Annotated in this window: 12 protein-coding genes; all 12 read left to right on the forward strand. The window is 32.1% G+C overall.

Annotated features, from left to right (window positions below; translation table 11 throughout):
• Positions 1–166: 166 nt before the first annotated feature.
• The 12 genes from Q3304_RS01850 to gpmI all read left to right on the forward strand — a co-directional run bounded on the left by Q3304_RS01850 (position 167) and on the right by gpmI (position 17,698).
• Positions 167–1,750: an amidohydrolase family protein gene (locus tag Q3304_RS01850; RefSeq protein ID WP_054277602.1), complete on the forward strand. Its 1,584-nt coding sequence runs from the start codon at positions 167–169 to the stop codon at positions 1,748–1,750.
• Between the two features lie 27 nt (positions 1,751–1,777).
• Complete coding sequence (gene ssnA / locus Q3304_RS01855) at positions 1,778–3,106, forward strand: putative aminohydrolase SsnA (protein WP_223195781.1); 1,329 nt, start codon at positions 1,778–1,780, stop codon at positions 3,104–3,106.
• A gap of 105 nt (positions 3,107–3,211) precedes the next feature.
• A complete protein-coding gene (locus Q3304_RS01860; protein WP_054277600.1) occupies positions 3,212–4,564 on the forward strand; it encodes a nucleobase:cation symporter-2 family protein in 1,353 nt (450 codons plus the stop codon).
• A gap of 90 nt (positions 4,565–4,654) precedes the next feature.
• Positions 4,655–5,764: a 4Fe-4S binding protein gene (locus Q3304_RS01865; RefSeq protein WP_021385954.1), complete on the forward strand. Its 1,110-nt coding sequence runs from the start codon at positions 4,655–4,657 to the stop codon at positions 5,762–5,764.
• A gap of 216 nt (positions 5,765–5,980) precedes the next feature.
• The gene (gene hydA, locus Q3304_RS01870) at positions 5,981–7,372 is read left to right on the forward strand and encodes a dihydropyrimidinase (protein WP_407815172.1); all 1,392 of its coding nucleotides are present in this window, start codon (positions 5,981–5,983) and stop codon (positions 7,370–7,372) included.
• A complete protein-coding gene (xdh, locus tag Q3304_RS01875) occupies positions 7,366–9,927 on the forward strand; it encodes a selenium-dependent xanthine dehydrogenase (RefSeq protein ID WP_054271654.1) in 2,562 nt (853 codons plus the stop codon). Before hydA ends, xdh begins: the two co-directional genes overlap by 7 nt.
• Before the next feature lie 151 nt (positions 9,928–10,078).
• On the forward strand, positions 10,079–11,425 hold the full coding sequence (rpoN, locus tag Q3304_RS01880) for an RNA polymerase factor sigma-54 (RefSeq protein WP_054277599.1): 1,347 nt from the start codon (positions 10,079–10,081) through the stop codon (positions 11,423–11,425).
• 449 nt (positions 11,426–11,874) lie between these two features.
• Complete coding sequence (locus Q3304_RS01885; RefSeq protein WP_054271652.1) at positions 11,875–12,897, forward strand: sugar-binding transcriptional regulator; 1,023 nt, start codon at positions 11,875–11,877, stop codon at positions 12,895–12,897.
• A gap of 59 nt (positions 12,898–12,956) precedes the next feature.
• Entirely contained in the window at positions 12,957–13,964 is a 1,008-nt protein-coding gene (gene gap, locus Q3304_RS01890; RefSeq protein ID WP_021385974.1) for a type I glyceraldehyde-3-phosphate dehydrogenase, read from the forward strand.
• A gap of 221 nt (positions 13,965–14,185) precedes the next feature.
• Positions 14,186–15,388 carry a phosphoglycerate kinase gene (locus Q3304_RS01895; RefSeq protein WP_054271651.1) on the forward strand — a complete coding sequence of 401 codons (1,203 nt, stop codon included), beginning with the start codon at positions 14,186–14,188 and terminating at the stop codon, positions 15,386–15,388.
• A 25-nt stretch (positions 15,389–15,413) separates the two neighbouring features.
• Positions 15,414–16,157, forward strand: a complete 744-nt coding sequence (gene tpiA, locus Q3304_RS01900; RefSeq protein WP_407814603.1) for a triose-phosphate isomerase — start codon at positions 15,414–15,416, stop codon at positions 16,155–16,157.
• A gap of 11 nt (positions 16,158–16,168) precedes the next feature.
• Positions 16,169–17,698 (forward strand): 2,3-bisphosphoglycerate-independent phosphoglycerate mutase, encoded by a 1,530-nt coding sequence (gene gpmI, locus Q3304_RS01905; RefSeq protein ID WP_407814602.1) that lies wholly within the window; start codon positions 16,169–16,171, stop codon positions 17,696–17,698.
• Positions 17,699–17,890 lie beyond the last annotated feature (192 nt).

Below are 17,890 nucleotides of genomic sequence, written 5' to 3' on the forward strand. Positions count from 1 at the left end.
TTATGCAGGTGAGGCTGGAATAAGAACAATAGGATTTGGTCCTTCTAAAGAAAATCTTGCTCACACAATAGATGAGCATATAGAATTAGACCAATTATTCAAAGGTGCAGAAGGATATTATGGTATATTAAAATCAGTTTATAAAAAATAATTAGGAGATGGTTTTGTGAGAACTTTAATAAAACATGGGCTTATAGTAGATGGAAGTAAAACACCAGCATATGAAGGAGATATTTTAATAGAAAATGAGAAAATATTAAAAATATCACAGGATTTAAATGAAGAAGCTGACAAAGTTATAGATGCAAAAGGTAGAGTTATATGTCCAGGTTTCATAGATACTCATAGCCATTCAGACCTAGTGATTTTAGTTAATCCATATAATGAGGTAAAGATTAGACAGGGAATTACAACAGAAGTGTTGGGCCAAGATGGTATATCTATGGCCCCTCTACCTCAAGAACATATATCTTCTTGGAGAAAAAATTTAGCAGGCCTAGATGGTGAAAGTGATGAAATTGATTGGAAATATGAAACAACAGAGAATTATCTAAAAATGATGGATAACAATGGGGTAGGTTTAAATGAAACTTATCTAGTACCTCATGGAAACGTTAGAATGGAAGCAATGGGACTTGAAGATAGACCTGCCACTAAAGAAGAAATTCAAAAGATGTGTGAAATCACAGAGAGAGAATTAAAAGCAGGAGCTATAGGATTGTCTACTGGACTTATATATATACCTTGTGCATATTCATTGACAGAAGAAATTATAGAGATGTGTAAGGTTGTAGCAAAATATGATGGAGTATTTGTAGTTCACCAAAGAAGTGAAGCAGATACAATTTTAACATCAATGGAAGAAATCATAGAAATTGGAAAACAATCAGGAGTAAAAGTTCATTTTTCACACTTTAAGGTTTGTGGTAAATCAAATTGGAAGTATATACCTCAAGTTATAGAGCTTTTAGAAAAAGCTGAAAAAGAAGGAATAAGAGTATCTTTTGACCAGTATCCATATGCAGCAGGAAGTACAATGCTTGGAGTAGTTTTACCTCCTTGGGCACATTCTGGAGGAACTGATAAGTTAATAGAAAGACTAAGTGATGAAAACGAAAGAGCAAAAATGAAAAAAGATATAGCAAATGGAATAGAAGGTTGGGATAACTTTATAGAGTTTGCAGGGATAGACCAAATATTTGTAACAAGTGTAAAGACAGAAAAAAATAAAGATACAATTGGTAAGAGCTTGTTAGAAATTGGAGAAATGAGAGGAAAAGACCCATTAGATGCAACGTTTGATTTATTAAAAGAAGAAGAAAATGCAGTTGGAATGGTAGATTTCTATGGATTGGAAGAACATATAATAGGATTTATGAAAAGAGACGAGCAAAATGTATGTACAGATGGTCTTTTAGCAGGTAAACCACATCCAAGAGCATATGGTTCTTTCCCTAAAATACTAGGAAGATATGTTAGGGAGTTGAATGTACTAACAATTGAAGAAGCTGTCTATAAAATGACTAAAAAAGCAGCTACAAGCTTTAGTATAAAAGATAGAGGCGAATTAAAAGAAGGATATTTTGCAGATATAGTTATATTTGACAAGGATACAGTTAGTGGATGTGATGATTTTATCAATTCTATGCAGTACCCTACAGGTATAGATTATGTAATTATAAATGGAAATTGTGTTGTTGAAGAAGGAAAATACAATAAAATTAAAGCAGGAAAAGTACTTAAAAATTAAATCTTAGCTTTAAGGAGGAATAAATTTATGATTTTAGTGGGGAATGGGAGGCTAATAAGCCAAGATTCTTTAAATCCCTATATGGAAGATGGATGTGTAGTAATAAACGATAATCTAATTGAAGATATAGGTACTACAGAGGAAATGAAAGCTAAATATCCAGTACATGAATTTATAGATGCAGGCAAGAAGATAATCATGCCTGGTCTAATAAATTCACACATGCATATATACAGCTCATTTGCTAGAGGAATGGCAGTTCCAGGAAAACCTTCTGAGAATTTTTTAGAGATACTGAACAATTTATGGTGGAGACTTGATAAGCAACTTACACTAGAAGATACTAAGTACAGTGCATATGCAACGTATATAGAATGTATAAAAAATGGTGTGACAACAGTTTATGACCATCATGCAAGTCCAAATGCAATCGAAGGAAGTTTGTTTACAATATCAGATGTTGCAAAGGATTTAGGAATAAGAACATGCCTTTGCTATGAGGTATCTGATAGAGATGGTGGAGATACAATCCAACAAGGAATCAATGAAAACGTAAACTTTATAAAATACGCTCAAAAAGATGATACAGATATGATAAAAGGGATGTTTGGTCTTCATGCTGCATTTACACTATCTGATGATACATTAAATAAGTGTGCTTCAGAAATGGATGGTCTTGATACAGGGTATCATGTACATGTTGCTGAGGGTATAGATGATTTACAATACAATGTAGACAAATATGGGAAGAGAGTTTTAGAAAGATTTAATGATTTTGGAGTACTAAAGGAAAAGACTATAGCAGTTCATTGTATATATATAAGTACAGATGAAATTAGTCTTTTAAATAAAACGAATACATTTGTAGTTCATAATCCAGAATCTAATATGGGAAATGCAGTTGGATGCTCTCCAGCAATAGAGTTATTAAAAAGAGATGTTACAGTAGGTCTAGGAACTGATGGATATACTAGTGATATGTTTGAATCACTAAAAGTTGCCAATATAATTCACAAACATCACCTAAAAGACCCAAGAGTTGGATTTGGAGAGTCACAAACAATGTTATTCGATAACAATAGAAAAATAGCTAAAGCTTATTATAAAAATGACCTAGGAGTACTTAAAAAAGGTGCTTATGCAGATGTAATAGTAGTTGATTATATACCACATACTCCATTGACAGAAAATACAATAGGGGGACACACTATCTTTGGTATGAGTGGAAGAAGTGTAGATACAACTATTATAAATGGAAAAGTACTTATGAAAGATAGAAAGTTAGTAAACATAGACGAAGAAAGTATTTTAGCTAAAAGTAGAGAATTAAGCCAAAATCTATGGAATAGAATTTAAACATTGTAAAATATAACTTGGACAAAAATAGGAATTTAAATGAAATATATAGATAAAAAATATATGGAATAGAATATTAAATTAAATATAGAAGGGAGACCCAAAATGTCTCAAGATAAAAGCCCTAAAATAGCTCCAGTAGATGAAAGATTACCCATATCCAAATCTTGGGTATTTTCACTACAGCACGTTTTGGCAATGTGTGCAGGAGCAGTAGCGGTTCCTATGATGATAGGAAGTGCTGCACGACTAGATCATGCTAGTATTGTTTTTTTAATAAATGCTTGCTTATTTATGGCAGGGATAGGAACACTCATACAAAGTGTTGGTATAGGAAATATTGTAGGTGCTAAAATACCAGTAATAGAAGGAACTAGTTTTGCCGCTGTGGCAGGTATGACAGCAATAGCCTCATCATATAGTGATTCTCAGGTTGCAATACAGACAGTATTTGGCTCTGTAATCGTAGCTGGATTGTTTTGTATATTACTTGCTCCAGTGTTTGAAAAATTAATAAGATTTTTCCCTAGTGTAGTTACTGGAACAGTTGTTATGGTAATAGGTATTTCACTATTCCCAGTTGGGATAAAGTGGATAACTGACAACAAATTGGAAGCGGTTGAACCAAACTCATTAGCATTGGCTTTGGCAGTATTGGCAATAACTTTACTTTCATTTAAATTCTTAAAAGGAATTTGGAATAGTACAGCTATATTGGTAGGTATAGTACTTGGTACACTACTTTCCATGGCAGTTGGAATGGCAGATTTTAGTGCAGTAAATGGAGTTGGTTGGCTTAACTTAAATGTACCTTTAAAATTTGGAATGCCTAGATTTGAACCATCTGCAATACTATCATTGTGCTTAATTATGTTAGTACTTATGACAGAATCAGTTGGTAATATGATAGCTATCCATGAAATGGTAGATAAAGAAGTAACAGGTAAAAATATCAAAAGAGGTCTATTTGGAGATGGAATATCTACAGCTTTATCTGGAATATTCAACTCATTCCCAATAACTCCATTTGGTCAAAATACAGGAATAGTAGGTCTTACAGGTATAAAATCAAGATTTATAGCAGTTTATGCAGGGGTTATATTGCTAGTACTTGGTTTCTTACCAAAATTTGCAGCAATAATAGGAGCAATACCTAAGCCTGTTCTTGGAGGAGTAGGGTTTGCAATGTTTGGAATGGTAATGGTTGGAGGAGTAAAAACTCTAAGTAAAGTAAAGTTTGATGGAACTAAAAATGGAGTTATAGTAGCAGTTAGTGTTGGTTTATCTATGATACCACTAACAAATCCTGCTTTTTATAATAATTTCCCAACTTGGGTACAAACAATATTCCATAGTGGAATAACAACAGGTAGTTTATCAGCAGTACTTTTAAATATATTCTTCAATGAATTAGGTTCTAAAAAAGAGAAGAATAATAAAGTTGAAGAAGCAAAATAGAAATAATATAAAAAGAAGATAAATAACAAATACAAATAAAAGAATATAAGCTAAATATTAAAAATATTTAATTAAGGGAGAGATAATAATATGGCTAATTTAAAAGTTAATTTATATGGAATGGAATTCTTAAATCCAATTATGACAGCAGCAGGTCCTGGAGCAAAAGATGGTGCTCTCTGTCAAGAAGCAGCAAAAGGTGGAGCAGGAGCTATATGTACAAAAACTATATCTGTATTACCAGCAGATGTACCAAGACCATGTATGGCAAAAACTAATAGTGGTTTCTTAAATACAGAATTATGGTCAGAGCTTCCAAAAGAACAATGGATAGAAGAAGAATACAAAAAAGTAAAAGAAACAGGGCTTCCAGTAATAGTAAGTATGGGATATTCAGCAGAGCAAATAGCTGAGGTTGCTCCTTTAGTAAAACCTTATGCTGATGCAGTTGAATTATCTACTCATTATGTAGGTACAGATGTTGCTCCAATAGTAAATGCTTTAAAAGCAGCAAAAGCTGTTTTAGACGTACCAGTGTTTATGAAAATGAGTCCTCATACTGATATTCAAACTATTGCAAAAGCTGTTGAAGAAGCAGGAGCAGATGGACTTGTAATGATAAACTCATTTGGACCATGTATGGCTATAGATGTAAATACAGGATACCCTATAATGGGAAGTAAAGCTGGATACGGATGGTTATCAGGTGCACCAATAAGACCTTTAGCAATAAGATGTATATATGAAGCTTCTCAAGTTGTAAATATACCAATAATAGGTGTTGGTGGAATCACTTGTGGCAAAGATGTAGCTGAAATGATGATGGCTGGAGCAAGCGCTGTTCAAGTATGTACAGAAGCAATTCTTAAAGGGCCTTCTATCTATGGAAAAATTGCTAAAGAATTAAATGAATTTTTAGATGAAAACGGATATTCTGATGTTAATGAAATAAAAGGATTAACTCATAAGAAAATGGCAGCTAGAGGATTTAGAACTCATTCAGTAGCTCCAGTTGTAGATGATAACAAGTGTATCAAATGTAAGCAATGTGTAACAAGCTGTGTATATGAAGCATTAGAAGTTACAGATAAATTAAATATAGATGCAGACAAATGTTTTGGATGTGGATTATGTGTAACTAGATGTCCAAAAGGAGCTTTAAGCATCTGCTACAATCAAGTAGAAGCTGTAAATGAATAATATTATATAGAATTTTTATAATTAACTTAGAGTAATATGTACTGAAATGATAAATATATGAGATTAGTAGACGAGCTATAGTAATAATCTAATATAAAGCAATATACAAAACTATTCTAGCACAGTTTAGGTGGTATAAAAGTTCTAGTAAAATTACTTTAAGTTAATTGCTTGAGATAAAATAAATTGATACGTTATAAGTAAGGTGGAGTCTATATGGGAATTGTTTTAAAAGGTGGGAAAGTAGTAACAAGTGAAAAAACTTACTGTGCAGATGTAAGAATAGAAGATGAAAAAATAGTCGATATAGGTTTTGATATATCAAAAGAAAATGATGAAATAGTCGATGTTAGTGATTCTTATGTTATACCAGGAGGTATAGATACACACACTCACTTTGACTTAGATACAGGGGTTACTAAAACAGCAGATAACTTTGAGACAGGAACAAAAGCTGCTATAGTTGGAGGAACTACTACTATATTGGATTTTGCTACACAAGCTAAGGGATGTTCTTTAAGAGAAGGATTAGAAGAATGGCATGAAAAAGCCAAAGATAAATCTTACTCAGATTATGGTTTTCACATGGCTATAACAGACTGGAATGACTCAGTTTGTAATGAAATGGAAGATATGGTAAAAGAGGGTGTATCTTCATTTAAATTGTATATGGCATATAAAGGAAGTCTCCAAGTTGATGATGGTGTCATATTTGAAGCCTTGAGAAAAGCAGAAGAGATAGGTGGAATTATTGGATTCCATTGTGAAAATGGGGATATAATATGTGAACTTGTGGATAAAGCGAGGGCAGAAAATAATTTGTCTCCAAAATATCATCAATTAACTAGACCAGCTATACTCGAGGCAGAAGCTACATCAAGGCTTATGAAGATAGCTGAAGTTGCAAATTCTAAGGTGTATGTAGTTCATCTAAGTTGCAAAGAATCCTTGGATGAAGTTTTAAAAGCTAAGCAAAGAGGTGTGGATGTAATAGTTGAAACTTGTCCTCAGTACCTTCTATTAAATGATAAATTGTATGATTTAGATGGATTTGAAAGTGCTAAATATGTTATGTCACCACCTTTAAGAGATAAAGAAAATAATGAAATATTATGGAATGCTATTTCAGATAGTCAAATAGATACTATAGGAACAGACCATTGTTCTTTTAATTATAGGGGACAAAAGGAGCTTGGAATAAACGATTTCAGCAAGATACCAAATGGTTCTCCAAGTGTAGAACATAGGATGAGTCTTTTATACACATATGGAGTATGTAAAAATAAAATATCTATTAACAAAATGGTAGAAGTAACATCAACTAATGCAGCAAAATTATTTGGAATGTATCCTAATAAAGGAACTATAGAAATAGGTAGTGATGCAGATATATTAGTCTTAAATCCAAACAAAAAAACTAAAATAGAAGCAAAGAAACAATTGCAAAATGTAGATTATACACCTTATGAAGGGTATGAAGTGGATTGTCAAATAGAACATGTTTATTTAAGAGGAAAAGAAGTAGTTAAAGAGGGAGAGTTAATCTGTAATACTCCAAGTGGGAAATATATAAAGAGGCGTCTAACAAAGGGGGCTAGAGAATGGTAGAATTTATATTAAATGGAAAGAAAGTTGTTGCAAAAGAAGGAAAAAAACTTTTGGACTTCCTTAGAGAAGATATGAATATAACTTCAGTTAAAAATGGGTGCTCAGAAGGTGCTTGTGGAACATGTATGGTTATAATAGATGGCAAAGCAACTAAAGCATGTGTATTTAAAACTGATAAATTAGCTGGGAAAAACATAACGACTATAGAGGGATTATCAGAAAGAGAAAGAGATGTTTTTGCATATTCTTTTGCTAGCCAAGGAGCTGTACAATGTGGATTTTGTATTCCAGGTATGGTAATTAGTTCAAAAGCACTCATAGACGTTAACGATAATCCTACTGAAGAGGATATAAAGAAAGCTTTAAAAGGTAATATATGTAGATGTACAGGATATGTAAAAATAATTAAAGCTGTCGATTTAGCAGCAAAGATTTTTAGAGAAGATATAGATGTACCAAAAGTAAACTGTAAAGGTCTAGTAGGTGAAAATCTTCCTAGAGTTGATGCAGTAGGTAAAGCACTTGGATATTCTGAATATGTAGATGATATGAGAATTGAGGGTATGATTTATGGTTCAGCAGTTAGAGCAAAATATCCTAGAGCTTTAGTCAAAAAAATAGATATAGAAGAAGCAAAAGCCTATCCAGGAGTTGTTGCAGTGTTAACAGCTAAAGATATTCCAGGAACTATAAAAGTAGGTCACTTAAAGAAGGATTGGGACACTTTAATACCAGAAGGTGAAATAACTAGATATTTAGGTGATGGAATAGTCTTAGTAGCAGCAGAAACTAGAGAAGCATTAGAAGAAGCAAAAAAGCTAGTTAAAATAGATTACGAAGAATTAACACCATTAAGTACTACAGCAGATGCTCTTAGAGAGGATGCTCCAAAGATACATGAGACAGGTAATATACTTGTTAAGGAACATTTAGTAAGAGGAAATGCTGAAGAAAAGATAGAAAATTCAAAATATGTTGTAACTAAAAGATATACTACACCTGCTACAGAACATGCATTTTTAGAGCCTGAGTGTGCAGTAGCTGGTCCTTATGAAGAAGATGGAGTAATAATCTATTCAACAGACCAAGGAGTATTTGCTACTCAGCATGAATGTGCAGACATGTTAGGGTTACCACATGAAAAAGTAAGAGTGATAAATAAAATGGTAGGTGGAGGATTTGGTGGAAAAGAAGATATGAGCGTTCAACACCATGCAGCCTTACTTGCTTATCATACGAAAAGATTTGTAAAGGTACAGTTAACAAGAAAAGAAAGTATTATTGTTCATCCAAAACGACATGCCACAGAAATGGAATTTACGACAGCATGTGATGAAAATGGATATTTAACAGGGATGAAAGCAACTATAATATCTGATACAGGTGCATATGCATCTCTTGGAGGTCCAGTACTACAAAGATTGTGTACTCATGCAGCAGGACCATATAATTATCAAGATATTGATATAACAGGAACAGCAGTATATACTAATAATCCTCCTGGTGGAGCATTTAGAGGTTTTGGAGTTACACAGAGTTGTTTTGCAACAGAATGTAACCTAAATTTACTTGCTGAAATGGCAGGTATATCACCTTGGGAAATAAGATATAAGAATGCAATAAGACCTGGGCAAGTTTTACCAAATGGTCAATTTGCAGATGAAGGAACAGCAATGGCAGAAACGCTAGAAGCTGTGAAAGAAGAGTATGAGAAGCACCCACGTGCAGGTATAGCTTGTGCAATGAAAAATAGTGGAGTTGGCGTTGGTATACCTGATGTTGGAAGATGCAGATTAGTAATAAAAGATGGAAGAGTTCATATAAGAACAAGTGCTTCTTGTATAGGTCAAGGTCTTGGTACTGTTATGACTCAAGTAGTTTGTGAAGCTACTGGTTTACCACCTGAAAGTATAGTGCATGAAGTTCCAGATACTCATCTTACACCAGATTCTGGTAATACTACGGCTTCAAGACAGACAGTATTTACAGGAGAAGCTACTAAAGTTGCATCAAATAAATTAAAAGAAGTTTTAGAATCTGGTAAAACTTTACATGAGCTAGAGGGAGAAGAGTTTTACGGAGAATATTCAAGTGTTACAGATAAAATGGGTTGTGATAAGGAAAATCCAGTAAGCCATGTCGCTTATGGGTATGCGACACAAGTTGTAATGCTAGATGAAAATGGAAAATTGGAAAAAGTAGTGGCAGCGCATGACGTTGGAAGAGCTATAAATCCAATCAGTTTAGAAGGACAAATAGAAGGTGGAGTAGTTATGGGTCTTGGATACGCTCTAACTGAGGATTACCCAGTAGTTAACTCTGTACCTACAGCTAAATTTGGTACATTAGGTTTATTTAAGTCTACAGATATACCAGAAATACAAGCTGTGATAGTTGAAAAGAACAAAGATTTACTGGCTTATGGAGCAAAAGGCGTAGGAGAAATTTGTACAGTTCCTACTGCACCAGCAGTGCAAAATGCCTATTATGTATTTGATAAAGAGTTTAGAACTGAACTACCATTACAAAATACTCCATATAGCAAAAAAAAGTAACAAAAAAAAGAAATATTAAATAAAAAAATAGATGAAATTGTAAATAAAAAAAACCCTTTTGCATAAGGTATATTTTAAATGATAGAATATACATATACAGGAGGGTTTTTCTTTTATAAAATAAGTTTAATAAAATTGAGAGGTGAGCAGAATGAATTTTAATAATAGTCTAGAATTAACTCAGTCTCAGAAGCTAATAATGACTACACAACTCAAGCAATCATTATCAATATTAAATATGAGTAAGTTAGAATTAGAAGAAGAGATTAAAAGAGAGGCAGAGAATAACCCATTAGTTGAAGTTGAAAAAAGTGGGGAAATAAATTGGGAAGAATATATAAAGGATATGGACAAGTCAAGACGTTTAGACAGAACAGAGATAAGCTATAATCCTGATAATGAAGTTAATCTAGAAAATTTAGTTAAATATTCGTCAAATTTATATGAGGATTTGAAATTTCAGATAAGCTTATATAAACTGACAGATAAAGAATTGGAAGTCTGTGAGTATATAATTGACAGTTTAGATGAGGATGGATATTTAAGAACTGAGGAAAAAGTAATTGTTGATACTTTAAAGATAGATGAGGAACTTTTTGAAAAATGTTTGATTAGTGTTCAGCAGTTGGAACCTAGTGGAGTAGGAGCAAGAAGTCTTTCAGAATGTCTGATGATTCAAATGGCAAGTTTAGGAATATATAATGAAATTTTAGAGGAAATCGTTACAAAAGACTTAAATTTGATTGCAAATAATAAATATAAAGAGATAAGTAAAAAATACAATATGTCACTACAAAAGTGTGTTGAACTAATAAATATAATTAAAACATTAGACCCAAAACCAGGAAGAACTTGCTCAGTAGAAAAAAGTGTGTACATTCAACCCGATGTAACTGTAGAAAAAATTGATGATGAATTTATTGTATATTTAAATGAAAAAGATTCTTATCAGATAAGAATCAATAATTATTATAAAGACATATTAAAAAATTCACAGTCTGATGAAAGTGCAAAGGAATTTATAAAAGAAAGACTAAATTCAGCAACAGGACTTATGAAAAATATAGAAAGTAGGAAAACTACTGTACTTAAGATTGCAGAAGAAATAGTAAAAGCTCAAGATGAATTTTTGAGAAAAGGGACAAAATATATAAAACCTTTAAAAATGAAAGACATAGCAGAAAAATTGGAATTCCATGAATCTACTATAAGTAGAGGTGTAAATGGTAAATATATGCTGACACCTTTTGGTGTGTATGAATTTAGATATTTCTTTAGTAGTGCCATTGAAACTGAGAATAATGAAATGGCATCTAGTACAAGCATAAAAAAAATTATAAAGGAAACAATAAAAGACGAAAATAAAAAGAAACCTTTAAGTGATGACCATATATCTAAGCTGCTAAAAGAAAAAGGAATCAATGTTGCAAGAAGAACAGTTGCCAAATATCGTGAAGAATTAGGAATTTTATCTTCAAGTAAGAGAAAAGAATACTAATAAGTAAAATACAAATATCAGTAGAACAAGGGGAAAAGGCTAATTAAAAGGGGAATGAAAATTAGGCTAAAAATGTTATGAAATAAAATACTAAAAAAATAGAAAACATAATTTAAATAAAAGTTTGGAAAGAATGATTAAATATTAGAACAAGAAGATTACTGGTATAAATAAAATATTATTAAATTTAATAATTACAAAAGGAAAAACACATAGAGTATAAATAAGACAAAAATATAAAAACATATATAAAAAACCTTATATAAAAAGAAAAAATACTGTACTTTGAAAATGGTGGAGAAATATTCTACAAAACAAAAAAATAAAAAAGTTTTTGAAAAACTATTGAAATCTATACGCAAATCCTATAAAATAAAAATATCTTGTGGGACTTAAATAAACACTAGGGACACAAAAAGTCCCGAAAGGAAAGTAATAAGGAGTATGTTATGAAGAACTTATTAGAAATTCAAAAGAAATTAATTCCACAGGCAATTGAACTTATGGAAAGAAGATACTCTATTTTAAGACAAATATCTTTAAGCGAGCCAATAGGTAGAAGAACCTTATCAAATGTATTAGAAATTAGTGAAAGAATAATCAGGTCAGAGACAGAGTTTTTAAAAGAGCAAGGGCTTATAGATGTAGCTGTATCTGGAATGACCATCACTAAAGAAGGTTCAGATTTGTTAGACAAACTTAAAGACATCATGAGTGACATCATGGGATTGTCTAAGTTACAAGATAGAGTTAGAGAAAAGCTTGGAATAAAAAAGGTAATACTAGTTCCTGGAAGCTGTGATGAAAATGGAAGTTTACTAAAAGATGTAACTCGATATGGATGTGAGTATTTCTTAAACATCTTGAAAGATGGAGATATTGTTTCAATAACTGGTGGAAGCACTATGTTGGAGTTTTCAAACGTTATTAAAACTGATAAGAGATACCCAAACTCTACAATAGTACCAGCTAGAGGAAGTATGGGAACTGATGTAGAGATGCAATCTAATAACATAGTTGCTTCAGTAAGTAAGAAGTTACATTCTAATTGCAAACTTTTACATATACCAGATGAGTTGGATGAAAGTGCAATGAAAACTCTTAGCCAAGTGCCAGAGATTAAGACAACTTTGGAGTATATTAAAAGGACAGACATTTTAGTTTTTAGTATAGGTAGAGCAGATGTCATGGCAAAGAGAAGAAAACTTCCAGAAGATAAGGTTGATGAGATATTATCTAAAAATGCAGTTGGAGAAGCATTTGGATATTATTTCAATAAAGATGGAGAAATAGTTTATAAATTGAATACTGTTGGAATTGATTTGGAGACAGTTAAACAAGTAAAAGAAACTATTGCAATCTTTGCAGGTACTGAAAAAGTAGAAGCCTTATTAGCCATATCGAATATGCATAAAAACATGGTTCTTGTAACAGATGAAGAAAGTGCTTATAAGATATTGTCATTATTATAAAAGTCAAGACCTAGCACAGAGCTAGAAAACATACATTTACTTTATAGGAGGTAGCGAAAATGGTTAAAGTAGCTATAAATGGATTTGGAAGAATAGGAAGATTAGCATTAAGAAAAATGATGGAGCAACAAGATATGTTCGAGGTTGTTGCAATAAACGACTTAACAGACGCTAAAATGTTAGCTCATTTATTTAAATATGATACAGCTCAAGGAAGATTTAATGGAGAGATAGAAGTTAAAGAAGGTGCTTTTGTAGTAAACGGAAAAGAAATAAAAGTAACAGCAGAAAGAAATCCTGCTGACCTACCATGGGCTGAACTAGGAGTAGATATAGTATTAGAATGTACAGGATTCTTTACATCTAAAGATAAAGCTGAAGCTCATATACAAGCAGGAGCTAAAAAAGTTGTTATATCTGCACCAGCTACTGGAGATTTAAAAACAATAGTATTCAACACAAACAGTGACATATTAGATGGTTCTGAAACAGTTATATCAGGAGCTTCTTGTACAACTAACTGTTTAGCTCCAATGGCTAAAGTATTAAACGACAAATACGGTATAGAAAAAGGATTAATGACTACTATACATGCATACACTAATGACCAAAACACTTTAGATGGTCCTCATCCAAAAGGTGACTTAAGAAGAGCTAGAGCTGCTGCTGGAAACATAGTTCCAAACACTACAGGAGCTGCAAAAGCAATCGGTCTAGTAATACCTTCATTAAAAGGAAAATTAGATGGTGCAGCACAAAGAGTACCAGTTGTAACTGGTTCAATAACTGAATTAGTTTGTACATTAGGAAAAAATGTTACAGTTGAAGAAATAAATGCAGCTATGAAAGAAGCTTCAAACGAATCTTTCGGATACACTGAAGAAATGTTAGTATCTTCTGACATAATCGGAATAAGCTACGGTTCATTATTTGACGCTACTCAAACAAAAGTTATGGAAGTAGATGGAAAGCAATTAGTTAAAGTTGTTTCTTGGTATGATAATGAAATGTCTTATACTTCTCAATTAATAAGAACTTTAGGATACTTTGCACAATTAGCAAAATAGTCAGCTTTGAGAAAATAGAAAAGTAGATTGACAAAGTCCGAGTTTGTAGTTTAATACTACGGACTCAGGACTTTTTTTAAGAAAAAATATATAAAATACACCTAAATAATGTTACATACTATATATAAAAATATGATAATATGATATATTTAATAGGGTAAAAGTATGTACTATATTATACTTGGCAATAAAAAATTACTTTATTAAAAGGAGAGATATTTATGTCAATGCTTAACAAAAAAACTATAGAAGATATTGATGTGTGCGGAAAAAAAGTATTAGTGAGATGTGACTTTAATGTGCCATTACAAGATGGTGTAATTACTGATGAAAATAGATTGAATGGAGCTTTACCAACGATTCAATATTTGATTTCTAAAGGAGCAAAAGTTATATTATGCTCTCATTTAGGAAAACCAAAGGGAGAAGCTAAACCAGAATTATCTTTAGCACCAGTTGCAAAGAGATTATCTGAAATGTTAGGTAAAGAAGTGGTATTTGCAGCAGACGATAATGTTGTAGGAGAAAATGCAAAAAAAGCTACTGAGAACATGGAAAACGGAGATGTAGTATTATTAGAGAATACTAGATATAGAAAAGAAGAAACTAAAAACGAAGAAAACTACTCTAAAGAATTAGCTTCACTTGCTGAGATATTTGTAAATGATGCATTTGGAACTGCTCATAGAGCACACTGTTCAACAGTTGGAGCGGGAGAATTTTTACAAGAGAGAGTTTGCGGATACTTAATCCAAAAAGAATTAAAATTTTTAGGAGAAGCTGTTGCAAATCCAGTGAGACCATTTACGGCTATACTTGGAGGAGCTAAGGTTTCTGATAAATTAGCTGTTATAAATGAATTATTAGAAAAAGTTGATAACCTAATAATAGGTGGAGGAATGGCTTATACATTCTTGAAAGCTCAAGGTTATGAAGTAGGAACATCTCTACTTGAAATAGATAAGGTAGAATATGCAAAAGAAATGATGGAGAAAGCTAAAAATAAAGGGGTTAATTTACTATTACCAGTAGATGTTGTTATGGCAGACCACTTTGCACCAGATGCAACTCCAATAGTAACAGAAGATGCTAATGTAAAAGAAGATTATATGGGATTAGACATGGGACCTAAGACTATAGCAAACTTTGTAAAAACTATAAAAGAATCAAAAACTGTAGTATGGAATGGACCAATGGGAGTGTTTGAATTTGAGAACTTTGCAAATGGAACATTATCAGTAGCTAAGGCTATGGCAGAGTTAACTGATGCAACTACTGTAATTGGTGGTGGAGATAGTGCAGCTGCAGTTAATCAATTAGGATTTGGAGATAAGATGACTCACGTATCAACAGGTGGTGGAGCATCACTAGAATTTTTAGAAGGTAAAGAATTACCAGGTATTGCAGCATTAGATAATAAATAAACTAATATATAGAGGAGATTGTAAAATGAGAAAACCTATAATTGCAGGAAACTGGAAAATGCATAAAACAATAAAAGAAGCTTTAGAATTTGTAAATGAAGTTAAAGATAAAGTTAATTCTGATAAAGTAGAGGCTGTTATATGTGCACCATTTACTTTATTAAAGGATTTAAAAGAAGCTACTAAGGGTACAAATATAAAGATAGGTGCTCAAAATATGCACTTTGAAGAAAAAGGAGCATTTACAGGAGAAGTTTCACCTCTTATGTTAAAAGAAATAGATATGGACTATGTTGTAATAGGACATTCAGAAAGAAGACAATACTTCAATGAAACTGATGAAACTGTAAATAAAAAAGTTTTAAAAGCTTTAGAAGTAGAGATAGACCCAATACTATGCGTTGGAGAAACTTTAGAGCAAAGAGAAGCTGGAAAAACTAAAGATGTTTGTAAAGTTCAAGTTGAAAAAGCTTTAGAAAATGTTCTTAAATATGATTTAGCAAAAGTAGTCGTTGCATATGAGCCAATCTGGGCTATTGGAACTGGTAAAACTGCAACTGCTGAAGATGCTAATGATGTTATATCATATATAAGAGAAGTTATAAAAGGATTATATGGAGAATTAGCTAATGAAGTTAGAATACAATATGGTGGAAGTGTTAAACCTTCAAATGTAGCTGAAATAATGGGTCAAAGTGACATAGATGGAGCTTTAGTAGGTGGAGCTAGTTTAGCTAGTAATGACTACCTAGACCTTGTTAATTTCTAAGGAGTGAAATGATGAAAAAACCAGTTGCTTTAATTATTATGGACGGGTTTGGATATAATAAGGATGTTAATGGAAATGCAATTGCTAAGTCCAAAACTCCTAACTTAGATAAAATAATGAAAGAGTATCCAAACACATTGATAAATGCTAGTGGTCTTGATGTTGGTTTACCTGATGGTCAAATGGGAAATTCAGAAGTTGGTCATACTAATATAGGTGCAGGTAGAATTGTGTATCAGGATTTAACTAGAATAACAAAATCTATAAAAGATGGTGACTTTTTTAATAATGAAGTTTTATGTGAAGCTATGGATAATGCAAAAGAGCATTCTCTTCATGTAATGGGACTTTTGTCTGATGGAGGAGTACATTCACATATAGACCATCTTAAAGCTATAATCAAAATGGCAAAAGATAAAGGTATAAAAAAGGTGTATGTTCATGCATTTACTGATGGTAGAGACACTGACCCTCAGAGTGCACTTGAATATGCTAAAGAAGTACAAGCTAGTATGGATGAAATTGGAGTAGGAGAATTTGCTACAGTTTCTGGTAGATATTATGCTATGGATAGAGATAAGAGATGGGAAAGAGTAGAGCTTGCATACAATGCTATGGTTAGAGGTATTGGTGAAAAAGCAACTTCTATTGAGGAAGCTATTCAAAACTCTTATGACAATGGAAAAAATGATGAGTTTATAATGCCAACAGTTATTATGAAAGATGATAAGGCAGTTGGAAGTATAAAGGAAAATGATTCAATTATATTCTTTAACTTTAGACCAGATAGAGCTAGACAAATAACTAGAGCTCTAGTTTGTGAAGAGTTTGATGGATTTAAAAGAGAAGATATTAAAAACTTCTTTGTATGCTTAACAGAGTACGATATAACTATAAAAAACGTGCATATAGCATTTGGGCCTCAATCTTTAACTAATACTCTAGGTGAGTATCTAGCTAACAATGGAAAGACTCAACTTAGAGCTACTGAAACTGAAAAGTATGCACATGTAACTTTCTTCTTCAATGGTGGAGTAGAAGAACCAAATAAAGGTGAAGAAAGATTATTGATACCTTCTCCAAAGGTTGCAACTTATGATTTACAACCAGAAATGTCAGCATATGAATTGACAGATAAAGCTTTGGAGAAATTAGGAGAAGATAAGTTTGATTTTATAGTGTTAAACTTTGCAAACCCTGATATGGTAGGTCACACAGGAAGTGTAGAGGCGGCTATAAAAGCTGTTGAGACTGTGGATACTTGTGTAGGAAAATTAATAGATAAAATAGTAGAATTAGGTGGAAGTGCAATAATAACTGCCGACCACGGAAATGCTGAATATATGTTAGACCCAGAAACAGGAAAGACTGTAACAGCTCATTCTATTAATCCAGTACCATTTATTGTAGTTGGTCAAGAATTTGAAAGTGCAAAGTTATTGGATGGAGGAAGATTGTCCGATATAGCACCAACTGTTTTAGATATGATGAAGTTAGAAAAACCAGAAGAAATGACTGGTCATTCACTTATCTCAAAATAATTAACTCTGATAAGTAGAAAAGAAAGTATAAATATAAGCAAAAATTTTAGAATCATTAGTTGTACATTTTATGTTTAATGTTTTAAATCTAGTTATAATGTTATATATTAAAGGTTACTTTTGAATTTTAGTCAAGTTTTTTAATACTATATAAGTTAAAATATTATAAAAAATAAAATAAAAATAGGAACT

The sequence above is a fragment of the Clostridioides sp. GD02377 genome, assembly GCF_045899875.1.
GTDB classification, from domain to species: domain Bacteria; phylum Bacillota; class Clostridia; order Peptostreptococcales; family Peptostreptococcaceae; genus Clostridioides; species Clostridioides difficile_A.